The 13,241-nt window shown below is 46.2% G+C and carries 13 protein-coding genes; 11 read left to right on the plus strand and 2 right to left on the minus strand.

Going from position 1 to position 13,241, the window contains the following annotated elements; all coding sequences use genetic code 11:
* Positions 1 to 241: 241 nt before the first annotated feature.
* From V3S16_RS15245 to V3S16_RS15265, 5 genes are all read left to right on the plus strand, one after another.
* Complete coding sequence (locus V3S16_RS15245; RefSeq protein WP_413886453.1) at positions 242 to 625, plus strand: DUF4143 domain-containing protein; 384 nt, start codon at positions 242 to 244, stop codon at positions 623 to 625.
* Between the two features lie 230 nt (positions 626 to 855).
* A complete protein-coding gene (tyrA, locus tag V3S16_RS15250) occupies positions 856 to 2,040 on the plus strand; it encodes a bifunctional chorismate mutase/prephenate dehydrogenase (RefSeq protein WP_413886455.1) in 1,185 nt (394 codons plus the stop codon).
* A gap of 44 nt (positions 2,041 to 2,084) precedes the next feature.
* A complete protein-coding gene (locus tag V3S16_RS15255; RefSeq protein ID WP_413886457.1) occupies positions 2,085 to 2,333 on the plus strand; it encodes a hypothetical protein in 249 nt (82 codons plus the stop codon).
* A gap of 195 nt (positions 2,334 to 2,528) precedes the next feature.
* On the plus strand, positions 2,529 to 3,824 hold the full coding sequence (locus tag V3S16_RS15260) for a class II fructose-bisphosphate aldolase (protein ID WP_413886458.1): 1,296 nt from the start codon (positions 2,529 to 2,531) through the stop codon (positions 3,822 to 3,824).
* A complete protein-coding gene (locus V3S16_RS15265) occupies positions 3,824 to 4,327 on the plus strand; it encodes an NUDIX hydrolase (RefSeq protein WP_413886460.1) in 504 nt (167 codons plus the stop codon). The genes V3S16_RS15260 and V3S16_RS15265 overlap by 1 nt, the downstream gene beginning before the upstream one ends.
* Before the next feature lie 248 nt (positions 4,328 to 4,575).
* On the opposite strand, the gene mazG is transcribed toward V3S16_RS15265, so the two are convergent.
* Positions 4,576 to 5,364 carry a nucleoside triphosphate pyrophosphohydrolase gene (mazG, locus tag V3S16_RS15270; protein ID WP_413886462.1) on the minus strand — a complete coding sequence of 263 codons (789 nt, stop codon included), beginning with the start codon at positions 5,362 to 5,364 and terminating at the stop codon, positions 4,576 to 4,578.
* On the minus strand, positions 5,364 to 5,891 hold the full coding sequence (locus tag V3S16_RS15275; protein ID WP_413886464.1) for a CvpA family protein: 528 nt from the start codon (positions 5,889 to 5,891) through the stop codon (positions 5,364 to 5,366). The genes mazG and V3S16_RS15275 overlap by 1 nt, the downstream gene beginning before the upstream one ends.
* A gap of 224 nt (positions 5,892 to 6,115) precedes the next feature.
* Here V3S16_RS15275 and V3S16_RS15280 point away from each other — a divergent pair, with 224 nt between their 5' ends.
* The 6 genes from V3S16_RS15280 to tsaE all read left to right on the plus strand — a co-directional run bounded on the left by V3S16_RS15280 (position 6,116) and on the right by tsaE (position 13,160).
* Positions 6,116 to 7,120 (plus strand): PhoH family protein, encoded by a 1,005-nt coding sequence (locus V3S16_RS15280; protein ID WP_413886466.1) that lies wholly within the window; start codon positions 6,116 to 6,118, stop codon positions 7,118 to 7,120.
* Positions 7,121 to 7,133: 13 nt separating this feature from the next.
* Entirely contained in the window at positions 7,134 to 9,545 is a 2,412-nt protein-coding gene (locus tag V3S16_RS15285; RefSeq protein WP_413886467.1) for an HD family phosphohydrolase, read from the plus strand.
* On the plus strand, positions 9,532 to 9,885 hold the full coding sequence (gene ybeY / locus V3S16_RS15290) for an rRNA maturation RNase YbeY (protein ID WP_413886469.1): 354 nt from the start codon (positions 9,532 to 9,534) through the stop codon (positions 9,883 to 9,885). The genes V3S16_RS15285 and ybeY overlap by 14 nt, the downstream gene beginning before the upstream one ends.
* 294 nt (positions 9,886 to 10,179) lie before the next feature.
* Entirely contained in the window at positions 10,180 to 10,899 is a 720-nt protein-coding gene (locus V3S16_RS15295; RefSeq protein ID WP_413886471.1) for a pyridoxine 5'-phosphate synthase, read from the plus strand.
* Positions 10,900 to 10,911: 12 nt separating this feature from the next.
* Positions 10,912 to 12,462, plus strand: coding sequence for an NAD(P)H-hydrate dehydratase (locus V3S16_RS15300; RefSeq protein WP_413886473.1), 1,551 nt, complete (start codon positions 10,912 to 10,914; stop codon positions 12,460 to 12,462).
* Between the two features lie 164 nt (positions 12,463 to 12,626).
* On the plus strand, positions 12,627 to 13,160 hold the full coding sequence (gene tsaE / locus V3S16_RS15305; protein ID WP_413886475.1) for a tRNA (adenosine(37)-N6)-threonylcarbamoyltransferase complex ATPase subunit type 1 TsaE: 534 nt from the start codon (positions 12,627 to 12,629) through the stop codon (positions 13,158 to 13,160).
* The last annotated feature ends 81 nt before the right edge of the window (positions 13,161 to 13,241 follow it).

The raw sequence follows: 13,241 nt of genomic DNA on the forward strand, positions 1-13,241 counted from the left end.
CTTTCTTGTGTACTTCATGCAATATTGCCTGGATACTGATATTCCGGTTATGCGCCGATACTTTACCGACCAGCAGTTTCGTCATGCCTTGAATAATCGCCTACCAGGCATTCTTGATGACCGATCAGCAGCTTATTGGGATTTGGTGTTGCCTGTTTGAATGTGCGGGACTTGCGAGGACTTGCGGGATGTCCATAAATGCCAGATGGGGTAATGGAATAATGGGGCAACCTGGCAATAGTTGCCTGTCGGGAAGGAAATTGATGCCGACCGGGATCGTAGAGGGCAGTATCTGTTGACCGGTTCACAAAATCTGATGCTCATGGAGACCACGGTGCTTTCCGAGATCGTAAAGACCCTTACGCATCGCGGCATTGATCCGCAGGTCTACTTCTGGCGGACCATGGCAGGAACTGAGGTGGATATTGTGGTCGAGACTGGCGGCAAACTTGTGCCCATCGAGATAAAACTCTCAGCCACTCCACTCCCGGCCATGGCTTCAGCCGTCAAGGTTTTCCGAAAGGGCCTGGGAGACAAGGCAATGCCCGGGTACATGATGCATTCTGGAGAGGTTGCCCTTCCGATAGGTAAAGGTGTGTCGGCTCTTCCGTTTGCGGAGCTGTAGCAAATAAGGCTTTTTACCATTTTGCTCATTTCTGAATCGGAAACTACTTAGTGCTCAAATGTATTTATGGATGGGCACTAATTGGAAATTTGCATAAATTCTTACCAAGAATCACTGCCCTTGCCAAATGCTCAATGAAAATGATATGAGTTCAAAGATAAGGAGTCGCGGACAAAAAACTTTGCATTTTTTTAATAGCTTCTATGGTATGTGAGGTGTTAAGCATTATAATGAAAACTGATCATTCAAAGCAACCATCCCGGTTATCGACAGAAAATAAAGCCGGCAGCGATACCGAGCAAAAACTTGAAGATTTGCGGCGGCAAATCGACACCATCGACCGTCAAATCGTCGCTCTGCTTGCAAAACGCCAAGTTGAGGTCCAGAGTGTATTATCCCTGAAAAAAACATATAATATTCCAGTCTACCATCCGGCACGGGAAGAAAACCTGATCTCCGACAGGCGTATTCAGGGAGACGATGCCGGACTCGACCCGGATTACATTGAAGAACTTTACCGGCTTATCCTGCGCCAATCCAGGGCGGAACAAACAGCTCGACTGGCTAAAAAAGGCGTCCGTGACGGTGCCACCGTTCTAATCGTAGGCGGCAGAGGCAGCATGGGACAATACTTTCAGCAATGGTTTTCCGATGCCGGTTACAAAGTACGCATCTTGGATCAAGACGACTGGCCGCATGTCGGCAAACTGTGCACCGGCATTCAACTGGCGATAATCAGTGTGCCCATTGAGATAACCGGCGCAGTGGCCTTGAAACTTGGTCCGCATCTGCCCGCTGATTGTGTTTTGGCTGATATTACCAGTATCAAGCAACCACCTTTAAATGCCATGCTGGAAGCTCATCAAGGACCGGTTGTCGGTTTGCATCCACTATTCGGCCCGGCCACTTCAACCATGGATAAACAGCTCGTTGTGGTCACTCCCGGCAGGGATCACCAGGATTGCCAATGGTTGATCGACCAGTTCAGCATCTGGGGCTGCATTCCCCTGGAGGTAAATGCCAAAGAGCACGATGATATTATGGCCATCGTTCAGGCGCTGCGGCATTTTGCAACTTTCGCGTTTGGTCAGTTTTTGTGCCGCCACAATATCGATCTGGCGCGCACGCTCGAATTTTCCAGTCCCATTTATCGCCTTGAGCTGGGAATGGTGGGACGGCTTTTCGACCAAGACCCCTTATTATACGCTGAAATCATATTTGCTTCTCCTCAACGGCGCGTTCTTCTGAAAAATTATCTGGCTTCCATGGCAGAAAATCTTTCCATGATCGAAAAGGGTGATAAAGAGATGTTTTGCGCTGAATTTAAAAAAATCGCAGACTGGTTCGGCTCTTTTAGCGAGCAGGCCATGCGCGAGAGTACTTTTTTGATTGATAAATTGATCGATCGTTTTTAGCCCGAACATAGAATCGCGCAGCGATTGTATAATGGGTTTATATTATGAATGCAAATCACAAACAGGATTTTGTTGATGTTGCCGTATTGGAAAATATCATCGAAGCACAGGTGATCGAATCCATCTTGACCGAACAAAATATTCCCCACCGCATTCGCTCATACCATGATACGGCCTATGACGGTCTGTTTCAGGTTCAAAAAGGGTGGGGGCAGTTATACGCTCCGCATACTTACAAACAGGAGATTCTTGAAATTCTTAACGATATAAGGACTTACAACAATAAAACCTAACGCAAACAGGCTGCAACCAAAAAATATTGGCCACTAAGGCACAAAGACACTAATGTCAGTTACCGGTTATCAGTTTACCTTTACTGATCACTTCCCACTGATAACTGTTCACCGGTAACGGTTTTGGTGTCTTAGTGGCAATGAAAAAAATTTTACCAAAAAATGCACAAATTTTACAATTAAGGAGGTTAAGCCATGTCTGAAAAAAACCTCGGCAAGCAAGCAGACTTTGAAAAGGCTCTCGAGATTGGCCGGCCGCCGAACGTGGCGAAGCTTTTTCCGAACTCAAGAGCACTGATCGTCAGCGGAAAGTATATTGACCGGGCTATGTTCGCCAAGGGCAATGCCATCTCCATGGCCGCCAACGGTCGCAATAATTTTGTGATTAAAGGCGCCCTGCGTGCCGCCCAAAGGGCAAATGCCGCCATTATTATCGAAATTGCCAAGTCGGAAGGCGGGAGCAACGCCTATTGCGCCGTAAATTACTGGAACATCGCCAGGCAAGTCGATGCCTTGTGCAATGAAATGGACATTACCATTCCGGTGGCTATCCACGCCGATCATTACGGCATCAAGAATTCCGCCGATATCGAAGCCGCAAAGATGGAAATCCCAACACTCTTTGAAGCCGGCCTGACATCCATTGCCATCGATGCATCCCATCTGCCCGATGACCAGAACCTGCTGGCCAATCTGGAACTCAACCCTTTTGTTCCTCAATGGGCCGGCCTTGAAACCGAAGTCGGTGAGATTAAGGGCACAGCAGGTCTTTCCACCGTGGAAGAAGCCCTTTTTCTGATACAGGGCCTGAACGCTCATGATATTTTTCCGGACTGGATCGCTTTGAACAACGGTACAACCCATGGTATTGAAGCAAGCGATGAGGGTATCCAGATAGATTTAACCGCCCAAATCCATGCAGCGCTGGCAAACTATAACATTTCCGGCGCCCAGCACGGCACCTCGGGCAACAGCTCTGACAGGTTGAGAGCAATTGCCGCCCAGACCCGTACCACCAAAGCTAATGTCGCCACAGCCCTGCAGATGATTTCCTGGGGCCTGGAAGTCAATGACTATGGCAATGCTATCCTTGACGATGCCGGCAACTTTATCAAGGTTAAAGACCAGGGTGTTACGGAAGAGATGTGGGCTGAAATGATTGCCTATGCCCAGGCGCAGGAGCTTAAAGGCGGAAATTATAAGAAACTCAACCTTCCCTTTGAAAACAAACTTTTAGGACAGGCCCAGCCGATCAGGGAGCGGATGGTCAAACGAGTCGAAGACTTTGTTTATAATATGCTTGTCAATGTACTTAACGCCCAGGATACGGCATTGCTTACCATTGAAGCCATCCTCGCGGCGGGAACATATGATCCGGGGCCCAAAGCCACCCGAATTGAAGATCCCGCTGAATGGACTTCTGAAAAGATTATCAGGCGGGCAGAGACAATAGTTTCCGACAAGGGGCCGGAGGGAGATTTCGACGATTAATGCGAAAAAAAACAAATTGTCATTATTGCGGGACCGGACTAATCGAAAAGTTTTGCGAAGGTGCCCTGCGTCTTTTTTGCAACCGCTGCAAAGAACCAATTTATGAAAACCCCCTACCGGCCACATGCCTGGTGGTTGTGGACAGCAAAGGCAGAGTGCTGCTGGTCAAACGCAGCGTCGAGCCTAAAAAAGGATTCTGGTGTCTTCCGGGCGGATTCATGGAGCTTGGCGAAACGCCCGAACAGGCGGCCTTAAGGGAACTTAAAGAAGAAACCGGGCTTGCGGGCCGGATCGAAATGCTCTTAGGAGTTTATGCCAACCCCAGCGTTCTTTATCATACCGTTCTCATGGTCGGCTATTTGGTAAAAAGTTATAGCGGCACCCTTATTGCCGGTGACGATGCCATGGAGGCCGCCTTTTTCCATTATGATCGCCTGGCGGAGATCGCCTTTGAAAGTCACCTGAATTTCATCCGGATCTATAATGCCGCCTATGCAGCCTGAAAATTCCGGCTTGATATCTATAACCCTAATCGAGCGAAACGCTCGTTGTCCGTTGTCCGTTGTCCGTTGTCCGTAGCTAATTTAGAGAAATTAAAGTCTTGATTTATAAATCTTCAGCCAAAGCGTTATCATAACGCCGGATAAACCGAGTTAGATTTACAACTGACAACGGACAACAAACAACTGACACATTGAGTTTTAACTCAGGTAGGGTATAAGTAAATAATTTTTAGCACTCATTTCTTTTTCTAACCCAATATTTTTTTAGCTTCATCCCACAGTTTTTCTTTCTCTTCTTGGGAAACGGATGCTATGTTTTGCTGATTTTCTAAAATAACCTTTTCCATATGCTTAAAGCGTTTTTCAAATTTCTTGGTAGAAACCGTCAGCGCTGTTTCGGGGTGGATATGCGCAAACCGGGCGACATTTACAAGTGTAAAAAGAACGTCGCCAAACTCCAGGTCTGTCCGCTCCCGGTTTTCCCCGGTTTGACGGTCCGCTGTCAATGCGGACTTGAATTCAGCCCATTCCTCTTCGACTTTTTGGATGACACCCGCAATATCATTCCAGTCAAATCCTGTTTTGGCAGCACGCTCTGAAATTCTGTAAGCGCGCATTAAGGCCGGAAGCGTGGCCGGAATCGAGTCTAACATCGACGTTTTGGGAACATTATTCTTTTCTTTGATTTTAATTTTATGCCACTGTTCAAGTACCTCCTCAGTGCCGGCAACTTTGCCAGCGCCAAAAACATGAGGATGGCGGCGAACCATTTTCTCGGTATTTACGGCAGCTACGTCTTTAATATCAAAATGTCCCATCTCGCGATAAAGATGCGCGATAAAAATGATAAGAAACAGTACATCGCCAAGCTCTTCGCAAACATCATCGGGGTTTCCCGATTCAATGGCGTCGATCAACTCGTATACTTCTTCCGCCAGGTAAACCGTCAGGGTCCTGGGAGTCTGCTGCTTATCCCAGGGGCATCCGTCTTGTCCTCTTAACGTTTCTATCAGCTTGAGTACGGCGTCAATTCCCATTATTTCATTTTTTTCCAGGCTTTTTTAAGTTCCGCTAGTTTGGCTGTAAAATTACGCTTCATATCTTTGGAAACAATTTTAGCCATTTTTTCGGAAACCAAGGTAACATAGGGGGCGAGCATGGAATTCTTGATGACAGGTGCATTCCTGGGGAGAAAGGCAGTGAGGGTAATCAGCAGTACCGAGGCAATCAGTATCCCTTTGATAATGCCGAACCCGGCTCCGCAAATGCGATCAACCCAGCCCAAAAAGGCGATATTAAGGACATATTTGATGACCACGCCCAGGAGACTGATAATGATTAAAATTCCACAAAAAATGATTAAAAAACTCAATATATTAAGATATGCAGCATTCGATATCCACCTTGATAAGAGTCTTGCAAGCACCATATAATAACTGTAAGCGGCATAAAAGCCGCCCAGCACACCGATAATAGAAGCCAATTCCTTAATAAGCCCTCTGAAAACACCTCTTATTACACCAAAACCTAAAATTATTATAATTATAATATCAAAAAAATTCATAATACATCTTCATAGCGTTGGCTGCACGCTGATCTCAATTAGATAAACAAAAAGAATAATATTGAACTTAATTACCCGAAAACATATATAAATTTAAGAAAACAAATTAGCCTTTTAAATTAGCAGAGCATATTTTTTGAGTCAAGGTGTTTTTCTTTTTGATTTGTGCCTGAAAATTGTAGTTTGCAATCACTTTGGAAGTTATGATATGAGAAAAATTAATTATGGATGATAATTCAGACAGCCAACCCACCAGATTAACTTTTCCTGACAATGATATGGCGAAGCAGCTTTTTGGTGACTATAACAGCAATTTGCAAAGGATTGCAGATGCTACAGATATCGCCATTCATGCCAGAGGCAACACGGTGTTTATTCAGGGGGACCGTATTGCTGCCGACCTGGCAAAAAATGTACTTAATCAGCTGTATGGCTTGTTAAAAGAAAAATTTCCGATTTACCCCAATGATGTCGATTATGCCGTCAGGATTCTCAGCGCGGATGATAATATCAAACTAAAAGACATTTTTCTGGATACGGTCTACGTTAATTCAAAAAAGCGTTCCGTAGTTCCCAAAAGCCTTGCGCAGAAGGAATATATTGACGCCATACGCAGTTGCGACATGGTTTTTGGAATAGGGCCGGCCGGTACCGGCAAAACATATCTGGCCATGGCCATGGCGGTTTCAGCCCTTTCCAAAGGAGAGGTTGACCGCATCATTCTTACCCGTCCGGCGGTCGAAGCGGGTGAAACGCTGGGTTTTTTGCCCGGAGATCTTGCCGAAAAGGTTGACCCCTATTTAAGACCCCTTTACGACGCGCTTCACGATATGATGCGCTTTGAAAAGGTGTCGGACCTGATTGAAAAGAGTATAATCGAAGTAGCGCCCCTTGCATTTATGCGGGGCAGAACCTTAAACGATTCGTTCATCATTCTGGATGAAGCCCAAAATACAACTTCCGAACAGATGAAGATGTTTTTAACACGCATAGGATTCAACTCCAAAGCTGTCATCACTGGAGACATAACCCAGATAGACCTTCCGTCTGACAAGCCTTCAGGGCTGATTGAAGCCAAAAATATCCTTCAGGGCATAGATGGTATTAAAATCATCTTTTTTTCCAAAAACGATGTTGTCCGGCATGGACTGATCCAGAAAATTATCAAAGCCTATGAAGATCTGGAAGCAAGCAGGGAGAACTTAGGGGCTGCACCCAAAGCGGTATAGGATTCCGAGACTTATGGTTACAGAAAAAAGCAAAATCTTGTTCAGTAAGTTTTTCGGCTCCAACAGTTATGTTCGCTGGGGTATTCTTATCGGTGTTACCATAGTGTTTACCATTTTTCTCTACCCGAATCTGGTTATTAAAACCCGTATCTATAAACTGGGAGATGTTGCTGAAAAGGATGTCAAGGCCACCAAAGATTTTTTAATCGAAGATCATGATTCCACGGAAGCCAAGCGTCGTGAAGCGGGGGAAATGGTACTAACGGTTTACGATCATGACGCCGGCCTGGCTGCTAAAATCAGCCGCAATGTTAAAACAGCTTTTGACGATCTTCGGGCGGTTGCCGAACCTGAAAAAGAGAGCCAAATCGAAAATACATCCGAACCGGCCAAGACCGGCGCAGCTCAATCCGGCAACAGGAAAAAATTGATTTATGAAAATATCCGGAAGATGAAGCCTGACTTTGAAGAAAAAATCGGCATTACCGTCAGCGATGGTGCCTATAAAATTCTTGAGAATGAGTCTTTTTCCGAAACAATCGCAGATCTCATCATCAAAATTACAACAGAAATTTTAAATAACGGCGTGGTAACCAACAAAGAACTCCTCCTTAGAGAAATTGATAAAGGGATAGTTTTAAAGGATATCGGAACAAAAACAGAAAGAATCGTCAACAAACTAAAGCTTTTTTACGGTCTCGACCAGGCCCAAACCATGGTCAGAATTATCGGCCAGCCCCTTCTTAAAAATAAGAATTATACCATAAAAAACCTGATCGTCGATTTTGCTCAAAAGTTCATACAACCCAATATAACCTTAAACAAAAGCGAAACCGAGGAACGCAAGCAAAAAGCCGCGTTAGAAATCAAGCCGAGCCTTTACAAGATAAAGGCCGGAGAAATGCTTTTGCGCGAAGGTGAAAGGGTTACCAAAATACAGCTTTTAAAACTGAAAACTTCCCAGGACAGGATACAAAGCGAACAGATGCTGGCAAGCAGTATCGGTGCCGCCCTGATTATCTTTAGCATTCTTTTGATGACATATATGCTCCATTTTAAGCATCGGGACCAAATAGATCGTAATCAAAACAAAAACTTGCTGTTCATTGCCAGTGTACTTATTACCTTTTTTTTCATTGCCAGAATATCGGCATCTTTATCTGAAGCGATGGGCCATTATACATCCTTCGGCATATCCGCTTCATCAGTAGCTTTCGGTATTCCTCTGGCGGCAGGCGCCATGACCGTTTGTTTGTTTGTGGGACTTGACCTTGCCATCCCCTTTGCCATGCTCCTCGCCATCGGAACGGCAATTATCTTTCAAAACAGGTTTGATATTTTTATATACTTTTTGATTAGCGGTTCCATGTCAGCCTACTGGATGCAGAGCTGCCGGGAGCGTAAAGTCTTTATCAAGGCAGGCTTAAAACTCAGCCTGTTAAATGTGGTCCTGGTAACGGCAATAGGTGGTTATATGGCGAATTTGGCGGGTTTTAAACTCCTGTGGGACTGGGCCTTTGCGTTTTTAGGTGGTATCGGCGCAGGGATCGTTACCGCCGGTATCGCCCCGCTGGTAGAAATCGCCTTTGACTATACCACGGATATTAAACTGCTTGAACTGGCTAACCTTGATCAACCCATTCTACGCAAACTGATGATAGAAGCTCCCGGAACCTATCATCATTCTGTAATTGTAGGTTCCATGGTCGAAGCGGCGGCGGCTGAAATCGGAGCCAATTCCCTGCTTGCCAAAGTATGCGGATATTACCACGATATCGGCAAAATCAACAAACCGCTGTATTTTATTGAAAATCAGATCGACGGTATCAATAGACACGATAAGCTGGCACCGTCCATGTCAAGCCTTATCCTGATTTCTCACATCAAAGACGGTGTAGAAATAGCAAAGCAGAACAAGCTGGGGCAAACAATTATTGACACCATCAGACAATCCCATGGAAAAAGCCTTATCAGCTTCTTTTATGAAAAAGCTAAAAAGCTAAGAGGAGAGGATGCCGTTAAAATTGAGGACTTCAGATACCCCGGTCCCAAGCCCCAGACCCGGGAAGCCGGTCTTGTCATGCTGGCGGATGTTGTGGAAGCCGCCTCAAGAACCATGGCCAATCCAACGCCTTCCAGAATCCAAAAGCATGTGCAGGACCTGATCAACAAGGTTTTTTCGGACGGTCAGCTTGACAATTGTGAACTGACCTTGAAAGACTTGAATAACATTGCTAAAAGTTTTATCAAAATATTAAGCGGAATTTACCACCACCGCGTTGAATACCCCGAGCAAGCCTTCTTGAATAACGGAAAGGGAAAAAATGGGAGTCCTGATCGACAACCGCCAAAACAGATACAAGATATCTCTGAAGAAAATAAAGCAAAAAGCCCAGGCCGTCTTAAGCGCCTTGGACTGTCCTGATGGAGAACTTTCCCTGCTTGTCGTTGATGATCCGCAGATAGCGAAGCTGAATAGAAAATATCTCAATCGACACGGCCCTACCAATGTTATCGCCTTTCCCATGCGCCAGGGTGAATTTTCAAATTTGACCCCGCAGCTTCTCGGCGATGTTGTTATTTCCGTTGAAACTGCTGCAAGCGAGGCGGAAAACTCAGGCATCAGCATGCCGGAACGTTTAACGCAACTTCTGGTGCACGGCATCCTGCACCTGTTTGGCTACGATCATGAAGAAAGCAAACAGCAAGCGCGCAAAATGGAAGAAAAGAGCAATGAACTAATCAAACTACTGGAGAATAGTTGATGATTTAATCATTTGTAAATAAATGTAGAACCATAACCTAAAACCTAATTAATAAGCCTTAGTGCTCTAATTCGTAAATTCGGTGACGTATTGCATATTAAAACGATACATATTTAGGTTTCAGGTTTCAGGTGTCAGGTTTCGGCTATAGCGATTTCCATTCCCGACACCTGACACCTGAAACCAACTTTAAATACGTCATCGTATTTACAAATACATGTACTTAGGATTATAAAAGCCTAAAACGTGATGAATTCGACTTTTTACGAATTCATCAAACAGGGAGGTTCACAGATGGCTGGATTAGCTGTAAATGTCGACCATGTCGCAACCTTAAGAGAGGCCCGGAAAATCAACTACCCTGAGCCGGTAGCCGCAGCTGTCCTGGCGGAACTGGCCGGAGCAGAAGGTATTGTGGTTCATCTGAGGGAAGATCGGCGCCACATCCGGGATCGCGATGTCAGAATCTTAAGAAAAATTGTTCAAACCAAGCTTATCCTTGAAATGGCTGCAACCAATGAAATGGTAGGGATTGCGCTCGATATCCAACCCGATATTGTAACCCTGGTGCCCGAAAAGCGCGCAGAGCTGACAACTGAAGGCGGACTGGATCTTATTGTGCACAAAGACGCTATTGCCGAAACTGTGGGAAAACTTCAAAACGGCGGTATAACTGTAAGTATATTCATCGACCCCAATCCGGAACAGATAAAGCTGGCCCACCAGGTCAATACCGACATGGTCGAAATCCATACCGGAATATTTTGCGAAGTAGAGACGGATAACAAACGACGCCAGGCCTTTGCCAACATTGTTGATGCCGTTAAACTCGCCCACAAGTTGAGACTCGGCATCAATGCCGGTCATGGACTGTGCTATAACACCATAAAATCTTTCAAAGACCTCCATGAAATCGATGAATTCAGTATCGGACACAGTATCGTTTCAAGAGCCGTGCTGGTGGGCATGGAAAGGGCGGTTAAGGAAATGCATGCTTTGGTTAAAGCACTATAACCTGGAGAAAATATGTATCTTGTCACCGCAGCTGAAATGCAGGCAATGGACCGCAAAACCATTGAATCTTTTGGCATTCCCGGCATGGTTCTGATGGAAAACGCCGGCCGGGGGGCCACTCAAATCCTTTTAGATACATTTGGCGACCTTAAAAATGAGAAGGTCGGCGTTATAGCCGGTCGCGGGAACAACGGCGGAGACGGTTTCGTCATAGCGCGTTATCTTGCCCAAAAAGGAATCCCTGTCACCGTTTATCTGCTGGCCGACAAAAAGTTGGTGAAGGGCGATGCCGCCGCAAACCTCAAGTTCCTGGCTCCTTTGGGGGTTCGGGTGATCGAAATGCCGGACAAGCAATCTTTCTTAGAACATCAGACCGCTCTGCGTCATCAGAGCCTCTGGGTGGATGCAATCCTGGGAACCGGCCTGAAGTCTGATGTAAAGGGCTATTTCAGGGAAGTCATTGAGTTTATCAACCATTCAAACAAACCGGTTCTGGCGGTAGACATACCTTCCGGCCTGAATGCGGACACCGGCCATCCGTGCGGTGTATGTGTTCGGGCCCATACCACGGCCACCTTTGCATTTGCCAAAACCGGCCATATCATGTACCCCGGTGCAGAATACACCGGACACCTTGAAATCATCGATATCGGCATACCCCCTCATATCGCCGATGAAGTGGGACCCCGGCAACACCTTTTGACAGAAGATTCGATTTGCAAGGCTTTTCAGCCCCGGCCGCCGGATGCCCATAAGGGCCATACCGGCCATCTTCTGATAGTTGCAGGCTCACCCGGCAAAACCGGTGCCGCCGCCCTGACCGCCTTATCCGCCATGCGCTCAGGTACCGGCCTTGTCACCCTCGGAATACCGGAAAGCTTAAACATAGCCTTGGAAACTCAGGTGATTGAAGCCATGACCTGCCCGCTTCCGGAAACCGCCGCCGGCGCGCTCTCAGAATCATCGTTCGATATCATCCAGGATCTGTTTTTCGACAAAAAATGCCTGGCGTTAGGCCCCGGCCTCGGAACAGCACCCGCAACTAAAGAGCTCATACATAGAATTCTTTTAGAATGCCCGCTACCGGTTGTTGTTGATGCCGACGGCTTAAACTGTTTGGCCGGCCACACCGGAATGCTTAAAAATCTCAACATCCCGGTGATCTTAACACCCCATCCCGGAGAAATGGCCCGGCTTATTAATTCAACCACCGCTGAGGTGCAGCGGGACCGGATAACTTGCGCCCGCGGCTTTGCAGAAGAATTCAATGTCCATGTGGTACTCAAAGGTGCTCGCACTGTCATAGCCCATCCCGACGGCAGCGTCTTTATCAACCCCACGGGCAATTCCGGAATGGCTTCCGGCGGCATGGGAGATGTGCTGACCGGCATCATCGCCGGTCTCATCGCCCAGGGGTATCCTCCGGAAACAGCCGCCCGTATCGGCGCCTACCTGCACGGAGCCGCAGCCGATGATCTGGCCCAAAAAATCAGCCCCGTTGGCTTTCTGGCGACCGAGGTGATGGATGCCATCCCTGAGCAGATCAAAAAGTTCGTAACATAGCCTGGGCAAGCGGAACCAAAAAATATTTGCCACAAAGGCACAAAGACACAAAGTATATATTTATTATTTTTCCTTCGTGTCTTGGTGCCTTAGTGGCAATGAAAAAAGTTTTGGCACAAAATACACTAATTTTACAATTAAGGAACAAAAGTGGTTTCTAAAATATGCACGCTGCTAACATCAAATTGCAATTAACCACCAATTCCCCGGAAGAGACCAGGCAGCTGGGGGAAAAAATCGGTAAACTAATTCAAGCCGGCACGGTAATCGCCCTCTACGGGGATCTCGGAAGCGGAAAAACAATCTTTGTCCAGGGCCTTGCCAGCGGGCTGGGTGTTCCGGACGATTATTACGTTACCAGCCCGAGCTACACGTTGATTAATGAATATCCGGCTCGCCATACTCTCTTTCACGTCGACCTTTATCGTATCGACCATCCCATAGACTTCGAAGAAATTGGACTTTATGAAATCATGCATAACAGCGGGATTGTGGCCGTCGAATGGGCTGACAGGCTCCATGAAGAACTTTTAGCGGAACATGTCAGTGTAAAACTCGAAATTTCAGATACCGAATCACGCAACATTTGTATAACTACTTATGGACTTGAACCGTCAAATCTGCTAAACAAAATCCAAAATAGTTCACCGCAGAGTCGCAGAGGACGCAAAGACAATGAATATTTTTCTTTCTGCTGAGAGGGCAGAAAAAAACTATTGTTTAAAGCTCATAGAGTACTAATATGATGATGGATATCAATAAATTAAGCAGTAGAATCA

This window comes from Candidatus Desulfatibia sp. (assembly GCF_036446775.1).
Classification (GTDB): Bacteria; Desulfobacterota; Desulfobacteria; order Desulfobacterales; family UBA11574; genus Desulfatibia_A.